Raw genomic sequence first — 19443 nt, 5'->3', positions numbered from 1 at the left:
CATGTCGGAAATTGCTCCAAAACAATCGAATCTTCCACTTGAGTATTCAACGAAACAAAATCAATTAAATATTTTAGGTTTTTGGATTTTTCTCGGGGCAGAGCTTGCCCTGTTTGCCACCCTCTTTGCTACGTATCTTGTGCTCGTCTCCAGAACAGCGGGCGGACCAGGTCCCGAGGAATTGTATGAATTGAAAACAGTTTTGATTGAAACTTTTCTTCTGCTTACAAGCAGCTTCACTTGTGGTCTTGCCGTTTATGAAATGCGAAGAGGCAAGCAAGCCGGTATGATCGGCTGGCTGATTGTTACGATATTGTTGGGAATCGGTTTTTTGTACTTTGAAATAGAAGAGTTCATTTTGTATGCTGTTCATGAAGGTGCAACAATGCAAACAAGCGCGTTCCTTTCATCCTTCTTCGCTCTTGTTGGAACGCACGGGCTTCATGTCACGATCGGGATATTTTGGATTTTGATTATCATTTTGCAGGTGCTGAAAAGAGGCCTTAACGCGGATACGGCAAGAAAAGTGTTTATTTCAAGTCTATATTGGCATTTCCTTGATGTCGTTTGGATTTTCCTCTTCACACTCGTCTATTTGACAGGGATGGTGAGTTAACTTGGCACAAAACGAAAAAGGATTTCCTTGGAAGCATGTCTTCGGGTTTTTGTTGTCCATAATATTGACGTTATTGGCGGTGTGGATTACATTTTCAACCGATCTGCCGACAAATACGATTATTACATTAATTGTCGTTTTAGCATTTTGCCAAGCGTTTATTCAGCTTTTGCTGTTCATGCATATGAAAGAAGGAGAAAGCGGTTCTTGGCAGGCAACAATGATTTATTACGGGATCTATATCGCAATTGTCATTGTTGCAGGGTCTATATGGGTTATGTCCTTAGGCCATCAACATCACTATTAACATAAGCGTCCCGAAAAAAGGTTACGAAACCTCTTTTCGGGATTTTTTTGTTCAAAACAAGCAATTGAGTGTTTTCCGTTTGTAAGCTGTGCATAAGTGGATAAGTTTATCAACAAATGTGAATTATTTAATCATATATGTAGTAGGGAACAAATGTGCCAATACGAAATGTGGATAGCTAATGTGGATATGTGGATAAAATATGTGTAAAAGCTGTTTATAGTAGGGGGATTTCCTGTGAATATCCGTTGATATATACAAAGAAGCTTTGCGGAAATTCTCTTCTTTTAAAAAAACAAATTTTGATACTTTGTTGTTTTTGCCCAATGAGTACGAACGAAACAGTACAAAGATAATGTGGATAAACTGTTTATATTTAACCTGATCTATAACGTTTCCAGCTATAGGAGGTAGATTTTTTTTGGAGAAGACGTATAATAAATGAGAACGTTCGATCTTCTTACCCGCACGTGCTTTCAAGGAGGTAAAGGGATGTGAATGTTAATAAAGAAAATAATATTGTGGAATTATTGCTGAAAGAGAAGATTGTAAATGATGAGGATCGCCAAATTCTTGATATGATTGTGCCGGAAAGACTGAATCGTTTATATGAGGTATTGAAGGAACGGACTCGTTACGTATCCATATTGTTGGAAGCGGTGGATGACGGCCATAATCAAGCGGCTGTTCTTCGTTCTGCCGAAGCTTTTGGCGTGCAGAATGTAACGGTTGTCACCGGAAGAGCGCCTTTTGCCCCTAATGAATTGGTGACGAAAAGTGCAGACAAATGGCTGACAATTGATTATCAATCAGATATTAGTGCAGCCATCAGTCAATTAAAAAAGAAAGGATATCAAATATATGTTAGCCATTTGAGTGAACAGGCTGTTCCTCTTGAAAAGCTTGATGTAAGCAGACCGACTGTCCTTGTTTTTGGAAATGAACATAGCGGTGTTTCAAAAGAGGCGGTTGACATGGCTGACAGAACGTTTGTAATTCCTATGAAAGGATTTGTGCAAAGCTTAAACATTTCCGTTGCTGCTGCCTTGTCAATTAAACATATAACGGATCTTGCAAAGGGGAGAGCTGGCGCCGAGTATTATTTAACATTGGAAGAAAAACAGGAGATCTTTCGGGATTGGATGCTTAAGTCGTTAAATAACCGGTTGAGAAAAATTGTTGTTGCTCAATACAAGTAGCTATTACTGGACCCCTTTTTTCTTCTTAGGGGTCCTAATTCTTAATCGCTGCCAGTGACTATTAAATCTTCATCAATATATGCTAAGACTGCTCCAGGAATAACCCGATCTCCCTCTTTGACGAACAGCTTGTCAATGATTCCTCCAATACCGACGCTGATTTGGACAAGAGTACCCTCATCCGTTTGAATGGTAAACAACGGTTCCCATTCATAAATCCGGTTTTTTGCTTCGGTCATAATTTTTTTTATGACACCATAAAACGGACTTGTCACAATTTCTTTATTTCCCCATGTTTTTGTCATCACGTCTTTTCTAATCATTCCATCACTCTCCTTGAACTTAAGATTTTTTGCATAGGGCATAATCCGGGACAAAAGCGAAATGGGTGTTATGAAGAGGAGATTTGGCCAAAACTTCTCATCATGAGGTGCAGGCTGGAAACAATGGTGTGTTGTAAGATGCGTTAATTAAAAATTTTTTTATATTCTAAATACTATTCTATTCCAAAACGAAATATCCTGCAAAAGAAAAATAAAATTGTAAAAAAAATGTTATAAATTAATGTAAGTGATTATTATTTAGTATAAATCCAAAAAAACGGGGATGGTTATGCATGCTTGATTATGTTCGTTATTATGTTCACCGCTTTTTTTATAAAATATTTCATTTTCAAAAAGAGCCCAACAAAACAATTGCCGTCGCACACCGGGGAGCATCTGGATATGCTCCGGAAAACACATTTGCAGCTTTTGATCTCGCTATTGACATGAAGGCGGATTATTTAGAATTGGATGTACGGATGACGAAAGACGGGTTGCTCGCCGTTATTCATGATGAAACGATTGATCGTACAACAAACGGGTCAGGTTTAGTTAAAAATTTCACATATGAAGAACTAAAACAATTTGATGCTGGAGCCTGGTTTCATCGAAAATTTTCCGGAGAAAAAATACCGCTTTTATGCGATGTCCTTAAGAAATACAGGGGGAAGATCAATTTTTTAATAGAAGTTAAAGAACCGAAAAAGCAGTTCGGCATTGTAGAGAGGTTGGCAAAAGAACTGATCGAAAAAGGGGATCAGCAACTGAATGTGGTCGTTCAATCCTTTGATACCGCTTTTTTACAGGAATTCCACAGTGTCTTGCCATCGATTTCTCTTGGAGTGCTCATCGGATATAGACATGGCGCTATTACGGAGGAGCATTTACAGCAATATGCAGCATTTGCGACATATATCAATCCGAATAAAGCGCTTGTAACCCCTAAATTAGTTTATATGATTCATCAGAGCGGCATGAAAATTATGCCTTATACAGCTAGAGATATACACGATATTCAACATTTGATGGCCATGAATGTCGATGGAATTATTACGGATTATCCCGATTATTTGACAAATTTGCCAAAATCACCCTCTTATAGTAAAAGAAGCAGGATTAGGTAATTTCGGCTTTTAAAATGGACACTAATTTTGGCAAATATTGAATGACGGTATAGAAAGGAGTACAATACGGTTAGTGCTTTCATAATATAATGGAGATTCGTCCTTGAGATTTGTTTCAACGATTAAGCCCGTTAGAAAGATCTGATAGATTGCAAGGAAGCTTGAAGGGGATGCCTGCTCTGAAAGGTTTCAAATTTTTGCTGAACAGGCTTCATCCATCTATCATCGCCGCTAGACACAAATGGGCCTCTTGGACATTTCAACATTCCGTATGGAACAGACAGCGATTAAATATTATGGGGGTTTCATGATGATGAAAATGTATAATGATGATAGTTTGATGCTCCATACCGATTTATACCAAATCAACATGGTCGAATCGTATTGGAGGGATGACATCCACCAAAAAAAGGCAGTTTTTGAGTTGTTTTTTAGAAGACTTCCTTTTGGGAGCGGTTACGCTGTTTTTGCCGGCCTGGAACGAATTATTGATTATATACAAAATTTCCGCTTCACAGAAGAGGACCTTGCTTATTTAAGGGAAGAGCTGAATTACAAAGAAGATTTTATCCGTTACTTGGAGAACCTTCGTTTTACCGGCACGATTCGGTCCATGAAAGAAGGAGAGCTTGTATTTGGAAATGAACCGATTTTGCGTGTGGAAGCCCCTCTAGGGGAAGCGCAGCTTATTGAAACAGCTCTTTTAAATATTGTGAACTATCAAACGCTTATCGCAACAAAGGCTTCAAGAATTAAACAAATTATTGGAAATGAATCAGCGCTTGAATTTGGAACAAGAAGAGCCCATGAGATGGATGCAGCTATTTGGGGAACCCGTGCAGCTTATATTGCCGGCTTTGATGGGACAAGCAATGTCCGAGCAGGGAAGATTTTCGGAATTCCTGTTTCCGGAACCCACGCACATGCATTTGTTCAAACGTATCGTGATGAATATGTTGCATTTTGTAAATATGCAAGTACTCATAAAGACTGCGTTTTTTTGGTGGATACATATGATACGCTTCGCTCCGGTGTTCCGAATGCCATTCGGGTTGCAAAAGAATTTGGCGATAAAATTAATTTTATCGGTATTCGCCTTGACAGCGGGGATTTGGCTTATCTGTCCAAAAAAGCGAGAAAAATGCTTGATGATGCTGGTTTCCATAACGCAAAAATTATAGCTTCGAGCGATCTTGATGAACATACGATTGTCAATTTAAAAGCTGAAGGAGCGAAAATCGATGTGTGGGGAATTGGAACGAAGCTGATTACCGCCTACGACCAGCCTGCATTGGGAGCTGTGTACAAATTGGTTGCCATTGAAGGGGACGACGGCAAATTAGTCGATACAATAAAAATTTCATCAAATCCGGAAAAAGTGACAACACCAGGCTTGAAAAATGTATATCGAATTATCAACAACAAGGATAAGAGGGCTGAAGGAGATTATATTACATTACATTTTGAACAGCCGCAAAAAGAAAAGCGGCTGAAAATGTTCCATCCTGTCCATACATTTATCAAAAAATATGTAACCGATTTTACGGCAAAGGATTTGCATCACGATATTTTTGTTGATGGCGAGCTTACGTATGAATGTCCTTCATTGGAAGAAATCCGGTCATATGTAAAAGAAAATTTGGAGCTGTTATGGGATGAATATAAACGCATTTTAAATCCTGCCGAATACCCTGTTGATCTGAGCGAATTGTGCTGGGAAAATAAAATGAGAAATATTGAGGAAGTAAAGCAAAAAGTTAAAAATATGGATTATTAACATGAAAAGAGCCGAACGAACAGCCACAATGGTCGTGAGCTAATCGATTCGGCTCTATTATTTATTCGTATAATCTTAATGCGGCATGACAAGTTGGGCCGACATATTGATTTAAAGGAAAGGAATGGCGGATGGCTGCTGTAATAAACTTTTTGGCGGAATAAACGGCTTCTTTAACCGTTTTGCCATTTGCTAGTTCAGCTGTAATCGCGCTTGAATATGTGCACCCAGCACCATGTGTATAGGTTGTGTCGATTCGTTCGCCTTCTAGGATTTCAAAATCCTTTCCGTCATATAAAACATCAACAGCATATTTATGTTCAAGCTTTCCGCCGCCTTTCACCAAAACATATTTTGCACCAAGATCATGAATAATGGCAGCTGCTTCTTTCATTTGATCGACTGTTTGAATAGTACCTAACCCGCTCAATTGCCCTGCTTCAAAGAGATTTGGAGTAATAACCGTCGCGACTTTTGTCAGAGAATTGCGAATCGCTTCCGCATGGTCGGGATAAAGCACTTCATCTGCCCCTTTGCATACCATGACAGGATCGATGACCGTGTTTTTTAAATTATATTTTTTAATTGTATCTGCTGCCAGCTCGACAATTTCTGCTGTCGGGAGCATTCCGGTTTTCATGGCATCTACACCGACTCCCTCTATAATCGTTGCAAGCTGGGCCTTTATGGTATCGATTTCAATAGGGAATACTTGATGCTGCCATCCGTTATGAGGATCCATTGCTACAATTGTAGTGACCGCAGTCATTCCATAAACTCCGTATTCTTGGAACGTTTTTAAGTCCGCTTGTAAACCTGCTCCACCGCTGGAATCGGAACCTGCGATCGTCAAGGCTTTTTTCATTGTCATTTTGTTACCTCCATCCAGCTGTAAAGATTTTATAACAACATTATAGCAGTTTGTACCATAAGAAGAGAAAAACATTTGCTTAAAAACATAAAAAGGATTAAAATATAATTAACCATCGGTTAATAAATAAGAATGCAGCTAAATGCCAACACGCCAAAGTCAGAGGAACGCTTGTTGTTGTTAAGAAAGGAATGGAACAATTGGCTCCTAGAAAAAAAGACACTGAATTAACGAAAGAGGCAATTATGAATGCTGCTAGAGAGCTTTTTGTCATAAAAGGATATGAACATGTTTCCATGCGAGAAATCGCCAAAGAATTGCACTGCACACATGGAGCGCTTTATTATCATTTTCAAAATAAAGCAGAGCTTTTTTATAAAATTGTGCAGACGGATTTTCAATTTTTAGACGGGCTGTTAGAAAAAGTGCTGCAAGCCTCGTATTCTTCTAAAGAAGAAGCTGTAAAAACGATCTTGTTAAAGTTTATTGAATTCGGGCTGACATATAAAAGTCATTATAAGCTGATGTTTTTAACACAAAATCTCGAGCTTGATATGCTGATGGAGCAAGAGCCGAATAAGTCATATGAACGTTTTGCGCAGGCTATTTTTCAGTTTGCTCCAGATAAAGCAAATCCAACAGTCATTTGGTGTTTGTTTCTTGCAGTAAGCGGTTTTGTAACGAAATATGTACAGACCGATGCTGAGTATAAAGATATGGAAGGACTTGCTGAACAATATGTTGCTTTTTTAATCAAAGGATTTTTAAGTTGAAAAAAGTAATAAGCACTTAAGCTTATTTACTTTTTTGCATATTATTGACCAATGGTTAATTTTAAGATCGGAGGTAAAAAGGATGAAAAAAGCGGTTATTTTAGGTGCATCAGGCGGAATGGGCTACAATTTAGTTCATGAATTGCTGAATAGAGAGAATATTGAGGTTGTCGGCGTAGCCCGCAATACAGAAAAAATGAAAAAAATGCTTCACCGTTTGAACGATCGCGTCAGCATTGTCGCTGGAGATGCCCTCCATCGATCCAGCATCTTGCAAGCATGCGAAGGTGCGGAATGGATTTTCCATGCCATTAACATACCGTATCCGCAGTGGGAGAGAGATCTACTGATCATCATGGAAAATGTGCTGGCGGCAGCAAAAAAAGAAAAAGCTAAGCTTGTTGTCGTTGATAATATTTATGCATATGGCCGGTCAAATGGAAAAACAATGTCCGAGACTGACCCGAAAAATCCTCATACAAAAAAAGGAAAAATACGATTGCGGCTTGCTGAAATGGTGGAAAAGAGCGGAGTAGACTACTTAATCGCTCACTTCCCCGATTTTTACGGCCCATGTGGGGAAAAAACATTGTTGCATCATACGTTAAAAAAAGTTGTCCAAAATAAACGATCTCAATTTATCGGGGATTTAAATATACCGAGGGAATATATTTTTTTGCCGGACGGTGCCAAAGCTTTAGTTGAGCTTGCATTAAGGGACGATACCTATCATGAGCACTGGAATATACCGGGGGCGGGAGTTATTTCCGGACGGGAAATTATTCAAATCTTGAGGGAAAAGCTTCAATATGAAAAGAAAGTAAGTGTTGTCACGAAATCGATGATTTATTTTTTAGGGTTATTCAGCCCGATGATGAAGGAAATGGTTGAAATGATGTACTTAGTCGAAGAGCCTGTCGTATTATCGGATGAAAAATTTGAAAAAAGAATCGGGCCGCTGCTAAAAACTCCTTACGAACAAGGCATCATCGCAACTGTTGATTTTATGAAACATCAAGAAGAAGCGTGATCACCCCGATGTTGCAACTGGCTTCGCATGGAACGGAGAGACTAAATGCTCAATACTTTCCCGATTTCGTCTAATTCAGCAAACCTTTTGAGTGGAACGCAGTAATTCAGCTGCTTGCTCCGTCTCCGCCCCATGGTTTATTGTTTAGCAAAAGCTCCCTGCGGTGAATACATATTTTCGGGTGATTTCGTTAACTGTTCCCTTTCAAACAGCACTCTTCCATTCCGAATAGTGACAGGAACCCCTTGTTCAGTATAATATCCGTGCTCTTTTGCAATAACGTCAAAGCTTTTATTGGATTTGAGAATAATGACTGGCGTATGCAGCTCAACTTTTTCAAAGAGCCAGCGAATTTCGGCGTTATGCATGCGGACACATCCGCTGCTTGCATACGTTCCAATCGATCTTGGATTATTATTGCCGTGAATGGCAAAATTATTTCCATAATATCCTAAAGCATCAAGACCAAGCCAGCGATCACCCAATGGATTTCTCGGGTCTCCTCCTGGAATCTTTTCTTTAAAATAAGGGCGGTTTTTAATTTTTGTGACAATGGGGAAAATGCCTTCTGGAGTTAGCTGAGCATATTTTCCTGTTGCAACATGAAATACTCTTTGAAGAATTCCGTCTTCAAAAAATGCCAGCTTATTTACGCTCTTGTTTATTATGATCAGCTGACCATCAATCTTTTGTTCAGCTGCAACTGGTGATGAAAGAATAAAAAAGAAACAAGAAATAAATGCGATACCTATATAGATTTTCTTTATGCTCATATGTTTTTAAACCTGTCCTTTCTGTCCATTCTCTTTATAAAATTATGTGCTTATGCAAAGAACTATTCAAAAAAAGCAGCAATTACGAAAAAATTTGTAATCAAAAAGAAACATAAATAATTTTTTTGTGAACTTAATAAAGGAGCAAGCAAAAAAATTATTTCCGTCTTGTGTATCGACATCAAGCTCGAAACCTCTTCTAGCAAATGATTGGGATGAGGTATGCCTCAGGATCATGACCCTCGCCTAAAATGCCTTCCTTATGGCGTCTGCCATATTAAAGCATCGAGGGGGCAGCACCTTTGATGTCGTAGGCCTTGTCCGTCTGTTTCAGCATTTTTTCAATGACGAGCTTTGTCTCATTTGGCTATTCGGTATTTGTTAAAAATGAATGGATATTCCGTTTACCTGCGAGTTTCTAACAGACGAAAATCAATAGAATCGTCAGAACATTTGCGTTATCTTGGAGCATTACGGCTTGTTTAAACGTGATAAAAATGCATCAAATGTTTTTCGTACGTTTAGGGCACCAAGCTTCTCACTTTATAATGGGAACGGCAAAAAAGTTGATATTTCAGTCTTTACTGCGATTTTTGCCCTCTTGCTTCTGTCGAAAGCCTTAATGTTTCATGTGGAACATTTTGCAAAATATTAGCGACAGCTGTCACCCTTTGACAAAAAAAGCCGAATCATCATAACATTAAAAATAGTGATAGATCAGTAGAAGCTAAGAGGGTGGCAAACGTTGAAGCAGATTTTAAAAAATGATTGGTGGGGACTGTTGAAAGAAGAGTTTGAAAAGCCATACTACAAAGAGCTGCGGGAATTTTTGAAGCAGGAATATGCCCATCATACGATTTATCCGGATATGTACGACATTTTTAATGCTTTGCATTACACGCCTTATGAAGAAGTAAAGGTTGTCATTTTAGGCCAAGATCCGTATCATGGGCCAAATCAAGCACATGGATTAAGCTTTTCCGTAAAGCCGGGGATCGCTCAGCCGCCGTCTCTGAAAAATATTTTCATCGAGCTTGAGAACGATCTCGGCTGCAAGCCTCCAAACCACGGTCATCTTGTCAAATGGGCGAAGCAAGGTGTTCTATTATTGAACACTGTGCTGACGGTAAGGCAGGGACTAGCCAATTCTCATAAAGGAAAAGGATGGGAACAATTTACCGATCGAGTGATTAGCTATTTAAACGAGCGAGAGCGTCCAGTCGTCTTTATTTTATGGGGAAGGCATGCACAGGCGAAAAAAGAAATGATTAACATGAATAAGCATTTTGTCATTGAGTCGCCGCATCCATCGCCATTTTCGGCAAACAGAGGCTTTTTTGGCAGCAGGCCTTTTTCTAAAGCAAATCAATTTTTAAAGTCCATCGGATCAGAAGAAATTGACTGGTGCATCAGCGATAATGACATTTAATTGCTGCCTGCCGTTTGCGTGATAAGTGGAAACGTGAAAAAGAGACTATCCAAAAATAAAACGGATGAAGAAACATCATAAAGTTTTTCTTCATCCGTCTTTTTATTTTTTTGGAGATTCTGTTGAAAGTGAATGACTTTCCGGTCGCTTTCAATAGATTGTGTTCCATGGCCACAATTCCAACTCCGTTTGGACTTTCGAAAGCCCTCGAAAAGAAAATCTGCGGAACGACCGATTGCCTTTAATATGACGGGGCGCACTTTCTGCCTCGGTTTTTCTTCAAGAATAGATTTGTGCACCCTCGTCGGACAAAAGGCTCTTTTTTCGGATACGATGCTATGAAGAAGCCGCTTGGAGCCACAGCTATAAGAATTGGAGCTAAAGCCATTGTAGAAGTGATTCTGATCTTTCGTCCAGTTGAAAGAAAAGAACAGGAGGAGATCGAGTATGGATGATAGAAATAGCTCGGAATGATTGAAATTTTTTAGAATCAGGTAGAAAGGTTAGATAAAGAAATTTATAACTTAAATTATTAGGTAGAGCTTTTAAAAATCTATTAATAAAGATTATTGGTAATCAAAAGATATCTCCTGACTTATTATTAATATTGATTACGTTGCTCTGAAAAAAGATTTAAATGGTGAGGAGCGGGCAGAGATCGCATTTTTCCTTCTCAAAATTCAAAAAGAGTATATGCAAGAAGGTAAAGTGCCTAGTCTAGAAGAATTTCATTCCAGATTGATTGAGGTATTAGGCGTTACCCAAAATGAAAAAGCAGAATATCCAATTCAAATCTCAAAACAACTGCTTCAAAAATATGAGCAAATAGGCGAATTCCCAGTTGCAAAAGAGATTTTATCTAAGTGAGAGGTGCTTTACCATCGCCTCTCACTTTTTGCGTTTCTTTAAGCAAATTCTCGTCTTTGTCTGATTGCAATATTATGTACTTTATTTTGCAGCACACAGTTCTTTCTTTATTGTTCGTTTGACGCTTGCATTTTTACTAGAAAGTATGTTTTTTTGTCAAAACAAATAGAGGCCCAAAAAGCCAACTTTCAATGACTTTTGGGCCAGCTCCATTATTTCAATGCTTGCTGCAAAAACTCAGGAAGCTTAAAGCACCCTTCGAGAATAGCTTGATTTACATATTTTGTATCTTTCGAAAAATTGTCCGACTTTACATCTTCATATTTTTTCGATCCGATTGTAAAGCTCCATAGTCCTCCCGGATATGTAGGAACAACAGCTGTGTATAGTTTTGTAATCGGGAATAAAGATTGAATATGGCTATAAGACCGTTTTAAAACATCCAAGTGGAAAACAGGCGATTGACTTTGGCATACCATGAGGCCATCGTCTTTTAACGCTTTATATAGGTTGGTATAAAAATCTTTTGAAAACAGCTGTTCTGCCGGTCCAATCGGGTCAGAAGAGTCAACAATGATCACATCGTATTCATTTTGTTTGTTTTCTACATATTTCACGCCGTCAATAAATAAGAAATTTACGCGCGGGTCGCTTAAGTTTCCTGACACTTCAGGCAGATGCTCCTTGCATGCGGAAACGACAAGCTCGTCAATTTCCACCATATCGATTTCCTTCACTGAATCATATTTGCATACTTCTCTGGCAACACCGCAGTCTCCGCCGCCGATGATCAGCACTTTTTCCGGATTTGGGTGGAGATTGAGCGGGATATGGGAAATCATTTCATTATATATATGCCCATCAATAGAAGTGGTTTGCACAACTCCATCTAGCACTAGCATGCGGCCAAAATCATATGAATCCAATACCATAACATTTTGAAAAGGGGATTGCTTTGAAAAAAGCACTTCTTTGATTCTATAGCTGATTTTTAAATTTTCTCTTTCATCTTCTGTTAACCATAAATCGCCGTTTATTGTTTGCAAATATTGATTGTCCATCTGCAGGCCCTCCTTGTGCTCAAAAATTCCTTACTTATTGTAACAAGTTTGTTATGAAAAGTGAATGAAGCAGACAAGTTTGTCAATAAGGAAAAAATCAAATATGATAAAAAAGCAAGATCATTATCTTTCAATAAGGAGCGATAGGAGTTGAATATACCGGTCTCAAGCATAATAGGAAAAATGGAGGAGGAACTGAAAAAGGCAAAGGCAGCAGGAACACCTCATGATCTAAAAGCCCGGCTTCTTGTCATCCGTTCTTTATGTGATGTTATTTTGGATCAACAAGAGGAAAATTATGATTTTTCAGCTATTCAAGAGCCAAAAAGCGAAAGTGAAATAACTCCATTAGAGCTGGAAAAAATGATCGGAAATGCAAACAGCAAAACGCTGACAATGAAAGAACGTTTGTTGGTCGAAGACGATGCAAATGGAGAATCTATTTTTGATTTCTAACAAAATCTTGTCATCTGTAAAATCTTCATTTAAAAAAAACGGACGATAAGGTAAGATGAAGGGAAAAAGGGGTGAAGATGATGAAAATATTTTTCATTCTTGGAGCCGTCGGTGCTTTTTTGTCTGTAGCTTTAGGAGCATTCGGCGCCCATGGTTTGGAAGGGAAAATTCCGCAAAAATATTTGGAGACATGGCAAACAGGTGTACAATATCAAATGTTCCATTCGATTGGCCTTTTTGTCACGGCTCTGTTTTTGCAGCAGCATCCGCAGGCAGGCTATGCAAATTGGGCCGGGTGGCTGATGCTCATCGGTATTCTCCTGTTTTCCGGAAGCCTGTATATATTAAGTGTGACGCAGATCAAAGTGTTAGGTGCAATTACGCCGCTTGGAGGCATTTCATTTTTAATTGCATGGGTTCTTCTTGCTGTTGCTGCAGTTAAATATATGTAAATATAAACGTCTGTCTACTATATCGGGACAGGCGTTTTTTTTGTGCAAAGAAATGAAAGGGTGACCTTCTTAACCGATTCAAAGGTCATAGCCAGAGCTTCATCCAAAAATGTGTCCCGTTCATTTTGGCTCCTAGCTTCCTAATGATAGAAGATTCAGTGTGAATGCAATGTTTTTTGTTCAACATACTGTCAAAAAGTACTATGGAAAATGTGATTTTTTTCACAGATTGACTAACGTAAGCTAAACTACAATTTTTTTAAAAGAAGAAAAGGTGGTGTTATGGGTGGCAAAAGAATTCATCTCCGATAAAAAAGAGCAGGAAATTGCTCAAAAGAAAGAATATTCGTTATTTGGCACTTTTTTATCCGTTCTTATGCTGGCTCTTTTTTTAATACTTTCTTGGTTTGGAGTTTACTACTTATTTATTCAACGATTATAAAGGAGGGGGATCATCTTGCATTTGCACAGACTTGAAAAGGTTTGGCTATTAATAGGTATAGGTACGCTTGTGATGTTTTTAACAATCGTGGGCATCAGTGCATTTGCACAAGGTCATCATCCGCCGAGTGATCTGACCACATTGGATCCGCAAAAAGTAGACACGACAGAGCCGTTTAATCAACCAGGCTTAAAGAAAATTGGAGACAACGAATACGAACTTGTTATAGTTTCTCAAGCTTTTGCCTTTATGCCGAATGACATAAAAATACCGGAGGGAGCAAAAGTTCATATTATCGTGACAAGCAAAGATGTTGTTCATGGCCTTGAAATCGTTGGCACAAATGTAAACATGATGGTGACCCCGGGACATGTGAATTCGCTTACACATACATTTCATAAACCCGGCAGCTATTTAATAATTTGCAACGAATATTGCGGTACTGGGCACCAAATGATGAGCACGAAAATTGAGGTGACAAAAGCATGAAAAATACAGCGCTTCACCCAAACGATGGAAAGCTGGCGCTCGCCCATATTGCAGTTGGTTATATTGCATTGTTTTTAGGAGCGATTGCCGGGTTATTGCAGGCTTTTGTTAGAAGCGGAACGCTTGAGCTTCCGGCAGGGATCGGATATTATCAGCTTTTGACTGCTCATGGCGTTTTGTTGGCACTTGTTTTTACAACATTTTTTATCATTGGTTTTTTATATGCTTCCATGAGTCGGACGACAGGTGATTTAACTCCGTTTGCCAAAAAGTCGGCTTGGATCGGCTTTTGGCTTATGACGATTGGAACAGCGATTACAACGGTTATGATCTTATTAAATAAAGCGACCGTTCTATACACTTTTTATGCACCACTTAAAGCATCGCCATGGTTTTATATCGGTCTGACGCTTGTTGTAGTCGGCAGCTGGGTAAGCGGAGCTGGCATGTTTAGCCAATACGCTGTCTGGAAAAAGAAAAATGAAGGAAAGCCGTCTCCTCTATTAAGCTTTATGGCAGTTGCCACAATGATTTTATGGATCATAGCAACATTGGGCGTAGCAGTAACGGTATTATTCCAGTTTATTCCTTGGTCCTTCGGGTTAGTCGATAAAATCAATGTGCTGTTAAGCAGAACACTTTTTTGGTATTTCGGCCATCCATTAGTGTATTTCTGGTTATTGCCTGCCTATATGTGCTGGTACGTCATCATTCCAAAAATAATAGGCGGGAAAATTTTCAGCGATTCGCTTGCAAGACTGGCGTTTGTACTGTTTGTTCTTTTTTCCATCCCAGTCGGCTTCCATCATCAAATACTAGAGTCTGGGATCACTCCGTTTTGGAAGTTTTTGCAAATTGTGTTGACGTTTATGGTCATTGTTCCATCTTTAATGACAGCTTTCGCTTTGTTTGCAACATTTGAAATAAGCGGAAGAGAAAAAGGGGCCAGCGGACTGTTTGGCTGGGTGAAAAAGCTTCCGTGGACAGATGTTCGCTTTTTTGCACCGTTTATGGGAATGCTCGTTTTTATTCCTGGCGGAGCAGGCGGAATCATTAATGCAAGTAACCAAATGAACCAAGTCGTTCATAACACTTTATGGGTAACAGGACATTTCCATTTAACAGTGGCCACCACTGTAGCGTTGACGTTTTTTGGTATTTCCTATTGGTTGGTTCCTCATTTAACAGGCAGAACGTTAACACCGCGATTAAATAAATTAGGGATCATTCAAACCGTTTTCTGGTGCATCGGTATGTTCCTAATGTCAGGAGCCATGCATACAGTTGGTCTGTTTGGAGCTCCTCGGCGGACCGCTTATACAACATATGGAGACCATCCGCAGGCGTTGGAATGGATGTCTTATCAAACTATCATGGCGGTTGGCGGAGCCATCTTATTCGTTGCCATTTTGATGATTCTTTATATTGTTATAAATTTGGCAGTGGCTGCTCCAAAAGGAACGGAAGAATTTCCAGTTGGTGAAGTTCATGAAGATGCGGAAAAAACGCCATTGCTTCTAGAAAATTGGAAAATTTGGATCGGTCTGTCTGTTGTGCTAATTGTAATCGCTTATACAGTACCGGTCATCGATATCATTGAAAATGCACCAAGTTCACCGGGATTTAAATTCTGGTAGAAGAAACTGGGCGTGGAATTTTCACGCCCGGTTTTTTTTATTGCTATGGATGCGGAAAATGCCCTAGATGAAATGGGGGAGGTAATCGGAAATTTTTTCTGAATCTCGATTATACGTTTTAAGTCGAAGGGAAAAAAAGCTTTATTGGCCGTTTTTGAAATTTAAGTGCTTTTATTTATATAAGTAAGATCGAAATGAAAATAAAAGCTCATAGAAAAGCTGAATAACCTTGCTTCATTAAAGAAGCAAGGCTGCTTAGACTTCTGTCCTGCTTAGACTTCTGTCTATTTGACAAGGAAGCTAGACAAGGGCAGGGCGCTGTTCAAGAAATTATAAAGCGTCTTGCAGCATTCCTACCGGCCTCTCTCTGTCTAGCGTTTTTCTTATCTTGGTGGATAAGAAGCGAGACTTTGAGGGGATGTATATACGATTTCCTCATCGAAAGTGACGTAATTCAAAAAAACCATCAGCAATAAATATCGCCTTCCTGTTTGCGGGTCGCTTAAAATGAGATGATCTCTTCCGGCAGCTTCAATGACGCCGCGAAATACTTTCGCCGGCCATTCAGGATTGTTTTCAAAGGTCATGTATACGGTGGCCAATTTCCCTTTATTTAAGCGCAAAATGTTTTCGACATAGGATTCTTCAAGCGGAAGCATTCCGGGTACAGCTTGACCGCTGGTGCCGCTTGGTTGAGCTGAGGGAGGGGCGCCGATAACAGACCCGCTGGGCGCGTAAAATCCGTACGGATAGGTTGGCTGTACAGGAGTAACTGCAGGAACTGGATACCCCTGCTGCTGCCGTTGGTTCTGTTTTTTGTTGCTCATGTTCAACCTCCTAAAATCTATATACGCTTGGGCAAACAGATTGTGCAGGAATATAAAAACAATGGGATTTATATCGTCCTGAGTTATATTGGTTATACCATGTAGCAGGGCAATCGCCATATGGCTTAAAAAACCACAAAGCAGTTTCTGCAGGACTGTAGCGGTTTCCTTTCAAAACTTTTCTTGCTAAGTCTATTTCATTTTGCCTTGCAGCCTGATAAAAATATCCTTTCTGTGTGGCTTCGAAGCCTCCGGGGCTTTGAAACACCATACTGCGAACGGTGCGTATATCCTTAAAGTCTAAACAATCTGCAAGGACACGGTTGACACCGACATTGCCTACAAGAAGCATGCCTAAATCTCCGTCTCCTTCTGCTTCAGCTCTCATCAATCTGGCCAATAGCTTTACATCTTCTTCAGTATGTGGGAATTACAGCCATTTTTTCACCTGCCTTTTTCTTTAAAAAGACATTGCCTAAATAGTAATCTTTCATTCCAATGTATGACGATGAAACCTTTTTTATGACATTCGGAAAAATTCCCATTCCGACATCTTTGTTCTGTATAAAAGAAAAAAAGAAGCTTATAAAGTATGAGGGGCTGTCTAATAAGTCGATTTTCCGGCTTATAGACGCCCCTTTAATGTTTTAGAAACACTGATATATCAATGCTTATGATGTTTTATTTTCAGTGGATTTTGACTGGACAGCCCCATATTTTGAGAAGTGGCATATATGTATTCATCCATGGCGCTTGGCATGGTGCATGGTGTTGGGAAAAGTCACCCTCTCGCCCATTCTTTCCATTGAAATTTTTCTTCAAATCTCCCCGTACTTTTATTTTGTTGCACGTAAGAAAGAGATAAATCGTGATTTGTTACACTTCCTGCACAACATGACCTTTTTCCGTACACATTAAGCATGTCAGCTAGGATTTCTTACTCACTATGGGCGCCCTTCAGCAGAAAAAACCAGTACTGAAAGCAGTACTGGTTTATACATGTAAAAATGCTGCAATTTTTTCAGGATGCAAAATGTTGCCGACAAAGAAAGAGCCAAATTCGCCGTATCTGGCGCTTACTTCATCAAAACGCATTTCATATACGAGCTTTTTAAACTGCAAAACATCATCAGAGAAGAGCGTGACGCCCCATTCCCAGTCATCAAATCCGACAGAACCGGTAATAATTTGTTTTACTTTATCTCCGTACTTGCGGCCGATAAGTCCGTGGCTTCTCATGAGGCTCCGGCGCTCTTCCATCGGCAGCATATACCAATTGTCATTGCCTTGACGGCGTTTATCCATCGGATAGAAGCAAACATATTTTGATTTCGGCAAAATAGGATATAGTCTAGATCGGATATATGGATTTTGATACGGATCTTCATCATTTCCGCCGCCTACGTAGCTGCTCAATTCCACAACGGAAACATATGAATAGGCAGGGCTTGTATATTCAGCCAGTTTTGTTTTATTAAATTCCGTTTCAATTTCATTCAATTCTTCCATCGTTGGCCGGAGAATCATGATCATCAAATCTGCTTTTTGTCCAACGATCGTATATAAAGCGTGGCTGCCTTGTTGGTCTTTTTCCACTGCACTCCATTTTTCTAACAAATTCAGAAATTCATGAATAGCTTCCTGGCGTTCATCGCTAGATAAAGTTTTCCAAGCGCTCCAATCGATCGAGCGGAAATCGTGCAAACAATACCAACCATCGAGCGTTTCAACGGCTTCATTTGAACGAACTTCTTCACTCATTTTCGTCACCTCTCATATTGGCTATGTACAAGTTTACTATACCACAGTTTAGGGGAGAATATCCGGGTAAAACAGTATGACAATTATGTGACAGAAAGAAGTGCTGTTGAAAGCGCTATGATGAAATTTTTCATTTTAAATTTAAGAGCAGGTGGGGTATGCTAAAAGTGAATGGAACAATTCATGTTAAAAGAATGTTTTAAGATTAAGGAGGCTGACTTTGTTTTGGCAGACATTTTTGCAGCATTGAAAAATAAAATATCGGGAAAAAATATTAAAATTGTTTTTCCTGAAGGATTGGATGAGCGAATTTTAACAGCAGTTTCCCGATTAACAGAGGAAAATTTGTTACAGCCCATTTTAATTGGGGATGAAACAGAAATTGAAGAAAAAGCAAAGAGTTTAAATATTTCTGTTGCAGGTGCAAAAATATATAATCCTGCCAATTACAGTGGAATAGAAGAGCTTGTTCAAAGCTTTGTTGAACGCCGTAATGGAAAGGTGACAGAAGAAGAAGCACGGAAGCTTCTTTTGGATGAAAATTATTTTGGCACGATACTTGTTTATAAAGGGGAAGCGGACGGGCTTGTGAGCGGTGCGGCACATTCAACCGCAGATACAGTGCGGCCGGCTCTTCAAATCATTAAAACGAAACAAAACGTGAAAAAAACATCAGGCGTATTCGTCATGGTTCGTGGTGAGGAAAAATATATATTTGCTGATTGCGCGATCAACATCGCTCCAACCAGTCAGGAGTTAGCAGAGATCGCTATTGAAAGCGCGAAAACGGCAAAAATGTTTGATATCGACCCTCGCGTTGCTATGCTCAGCTTCTCGACAAAAGGTTCAGCAACATCCCAGGAAACAGAAAAAGTGGCAAAAGCAGTTGAATTGGCAAAAGAAATGGCTCCGGACTTAATATTGGACGGAGAGTTTCAATTTGATGCAGCTTTCGTGCCGTCTGTTGCGGAAAAGAAAGCGCCGGGATCTGTAATTAAAGGCGATGCCAATGTATTTATATTCCCGAGCCTTGAAGCTGGAAACATCGGCTATAAAATTGCACAGAGACTTGGAAACTTTGAAGCGATCGGACCGATTCTCCAAGGATTGAATGCTCCAGTGAACGATCTATCTCGCGGCTGCAACGCTGAAGATGTATATAAATTAGCGATAATCACAGCCCTTCAGGCGCTTGCATAAACAAAAAGCAGGGAATTTTCCATCAAAAA

The 19443-nt window shown here is 39.5% G+C and carries 22 protein-coding genes; 15 read left to right on the top strand and 7 right to left on the bottom strand.

The window, feature by feature from the left end; all coding sequences use genetic code 11:
- Window position 1: 1 nt before the first annotated feature.
- The 3 genes from qoxC to NSQ84_RS17620 all read left to right on the top strand — a co-directional run bounded on the left by qoxC (window position 2) and on the right by NSQ84_RS17620 (window position 2122).
- Entirely contained in the window at window positions 2–616 is a 615-nt protein-coding gene (gene qoxC / locus NSQ84_RS17630) for a cytochrome aa3 quinol oxidase subunit III (protein ID WP_063389078.1), read from the top strand.
- Between the two features lies 1 nt (window position 617).
- Window positions 618–923: a cytochrome aa3 quinol oxidase subunit IV gene (qoxD, locus tag NSQ84_RS17625; RefSeq protein ID WP_063389077.1), complete on the top strand. Its 306-nt coding sequence runs from the start codon at window positions 618–620 to the stop codon at window positions 921–923.
- Between the two features lie 494 nt (window positions 924–1417).
- Window positions 1418–2122, top strand: coding sequence for an RNA methyltransferase (locus NSQ84_RS17620; RefSeq protein WP_240326741.1), 705 nt, complete (start codon window positions 1418–1420; stop codon window positions 2120–2122).
- Window positions 2123–2163: 41 nt separating this feature from the next.
- On the opposite strand, the gene NSQ84_RS17615 is transcribed toward NSQ84_RS17620, so the two are convergent.
- The gene (locus NSQ84_RS17615) at window positions 2164–2445 is read right to left on the bottom strand and encodes a biotin/lipoyl-binding protein (protein ID WP_235600486.1); all 282 of its coding nucleotides are present in this window, start codon (window positions 2443–2445) and stop codon (window positions 2164–2166) included.
- A gap of 293 nt (window positions 2446–2738) precedes the next feature.
- Between NSQ84_RS17615 and NSQ84_RS17610 the strand changes: the two genes are divergently transcribed.
- On the top strand, window positions 2739–3569 hold the full coding sequence (locus tag NSQ84_RS17610; RefSeq protein ID WP_240326740.1) for a glycerophosphodiester phosphodiesterase family protein: 831 nt from the start codon (window positions 2739–2741) through the stop codon (window positions 3567–3569).
- A gap of 310 nt (window positions 3570–3879) precedes the next feature.
- Window positions 3880–5346, top strand: a complete 1467-nt coding sequence (locus NSQ84_RS17605) for a nicotinate phosphoribosyltransferase (protein WP_066251373.1) — start codon at window positions 3880–3882, stop codon at window positions 5344–5346.
- 61 nt (window positions 5347–5407) lie between these two features.
- On the opposite strand, the gene NSQ84_RS17600 is transcribed toward NSQ84_RS17605, so the two are convergent.
- Complete coding sequence (locus NSQ84_RS17600) at window positions 5408–6217, bottom strand: bifunctional hydroxymethylpyrimidine kinase/phosphomethylpyrimidine kinase (RefSeq protein WP_066251370.1); 810 nt, start codon at window positions 6215–6217, stop codon at window positions 5408–5410.
- Between the two features lie 200 nt (window positions 6218–6417).
- Here NSQ84_RS17600 and NSQ84_RS17595 point away from each other — a divergent pair, with 200 nt between their 5' ends.
- Both NSQ84_RS17595 and NSQ84_RS17590 read left to right on the top strand, forming a co-directional pair.
- Window positions 6418–6990 carry a TetR/AcrR family transcriptional regulator gene (locus NSQ84_RS17595; RefSeq protein WP_157727879.1) on the top strand — a complete coding sequence of 191 codons (573 nt, stop codon included), beginning with the start codon at window positions 6418–6420 and terminating at the stop codon, window positions 6988–6990.
- Window positions 6991–7072: 82 nt separating this feature from the next.
- Entirely contained in the window at window positions 7073–8020 is a 948-nt protein-coding gene (locus tag NSQ84_RS17590) for an SDR family NAD(P)-dependent oxidoreductase (protein ID WP_327873548.1), read from the top strand.
- A 137-nt stretch (window positions 8021–8157) separates the two neighbouring features.
- On the opposite strand, the gene NSQ84_RS17585 is transcribed toward NSQ84_RS17590, so the two are convergent.
- Complete coding sequence (locus tag NSQ84_RS17585) at window positions 8158–8793, bottom strand: L,D-transpeptidase (protein WP_063389070.1); 636 nt, start codon at window positions 8791–8793, stop codon at window positions 8158–8160.
- Between the two features lie 745 nt (window positions 8794–9538).
- Between NSQ84_RS17585 and NSQ84_RS17580 the strand changes: the two genes are divergently transcribed.
- On the top strand, window positions 9539–10222 hold the full coding sequence (locus NSQ84_RS17580; RefSeq protein WP_327873549.1) for a uracil-DNA glycosylase: 684 nt from the start codon (window positions 9539–9541) through the stop codon (window positions 10220–10222).
- 693 nt (window positions 10223–10915) lie between these two features.
- Window positions 10916–11089 (top strand): hypothetical protein, encoded by a 174-nt coding sequence (locus NSQ84_RS17575; RefSeq protein ID WP_235600485.1) that lies wholly within the window; start codon window positions 10916–10918, stop codon window positions 11087–11089.
- 212 nt (window positions 11090–11301) lie between these two features.
- On the opposite strand, the gene speE is transcribed toward NSQ84_RS17575, so the two are convergent.
- A complete protein-coding gene (gene speE, locus NSQ84_RS17570; protein WP_117016868.1) occupies window positions 11302–12150 on the bottom strand; it encodes a polyamine aminopropyltransferase in 849 nt (282 codons plus the stop codon).
- 150 nt (window positions 12151–12300) lie between these two features.
- On the opposite strand from speE, the gene NSQ84_RS17565 reads away from it, so the two are divergent.
- From NSQ84_RS17565 to NSQ84_RS17545, 5 genes are all read left to right on the top strand, one after another.
- Window positions 12301–12606: a YwdI family protein gene (locus tag NSQ84_RS17565; protein ID WP_063389064.1), complete on the top strand. Its 306-nt coding sequence runs from the start codon at window positions 12301–12303 to the stop codon at window positions 12604–12606.
- 80 nt (window positions 12607–12686) lie between these two features.
- The gene (locus tag NSQ84_RS17560) at window positions 12687–13058 is read left to right on the top strand and encodes a DUF423 domain-containing protein (protein WP_063389063.1); all 372 of its coding nucleotides are present in this window, start codon (window positions 12687–12689) and stop codon (window positions 13056–13058) included.
- Between the two features lie 325 nt (window positions 13059–13383).
- Window positions 13384–13500 carry a cytochrome c oxidase subunit 2A gene (locus NSQ84_RS17555; RefSeq protein ID WP_232515720.1) on the top strand — a complete coding sequence of 39 codons (117 nt, stop codon included), beginning with the start codon at window positions 13384–13386 and terminating at the stop codon, window positions 13498–13500.
- Window positions 13501–13515: 15 nt separating this feature from the next.
- Complete coding sequence (locus NSQ84_RS17550; protein ID WP_063389062.1) at window positions 13516–13989, top strand: cytochrome c oxidase subunit II; 474 nt, start codon at window positions 13516–13518, stop codon at window positions 13987–13989.
- Entirely contained in the window at window positions 13986–15626 is a 1641-nt protein-coding gene (locus NSQ84_RS17545) for a b(o/a)3-type cytochrome-c oxidase subunit 1 (protein WP_063389061.1), read from the top strand. Before NSQ84_RS17550 ends, NSQ84_RS17545 begins: the two co-directional genes overlap by 4 nt.
- 383 nt (window positions 15627–16009) lie before the next feature.
- Here the strand turns inward: NSQ84_RS17545 and gerQ are convergent, their stop codons facing one another.
- The 3 genes from gerQ to hemQ form a co-directional block, all read right to left on the bottom strand.
- Entirely contained in the window at window positions 16010–16453 is a 444-nt protein-coding gene (gene gerQ, locus NSQ84_RS17540; protein ID WP_063389060.1) for a spore coat protein GerQ, read from the bottom strand.
- A 10-nt stretch (window positions 16454–16463) separates the two neighbouring features.
- Window positions 16464–16841 (bottom strand): cell wall hydrolase, encoded by a 378-nt coding sequence (locus NSQ84_RS17535; RefSeq protein ID WP_063389130.1) that lies wholly within the window; start codon window positions 16839–16841, stop codon window positions 16464–16466.
- A gap of 605 nt (window positions 16842–17446) precedes the next feature.
- Window positions 17447–18214: a hydrogen peroxide-dependent heme synthase gene (gene hemQ / locus NSQ84_RS17530; protein WP_063389059.1), complete on the bottom strand. Its 768-nt coding sequence runs from the start codon at window positions 18212–18214 to the stop codon at window positions 17447–17449.
- Window positions 18215–18439: 225 nt separating this feature from the next.
- Between hemQ and pta the strand changes: the two genes are divergently transcribed.
- Window positions 18440–19414 (top strand): phosphate acetyltransferase, encoded by a 975-nt coding sequence (pta, locus tag NSQ84_RS17525; protein WP_066251515.1) that lies wholly within the window; start codon window positions 18440–18442, stop codon window positions 19412–19414.
- The last annotated feature ends 29 nt before the right edge of the window (window positions 19415–19443 follow it).

Source organism: Aeribacillus sp. FSL K6-3256, from assembly GCF_037965805.1.
Taxonomy (GTDB): Bacteria; Bacillota; Bacilli; order Bacillales; family Aeribacillaceae; genus Aeribacillus; species Aeribacillus composti.
Note: the sequence above shows the minus strand (reverse complement) of the source record. Positions and strands in the feature narration are given on the sequence as shown.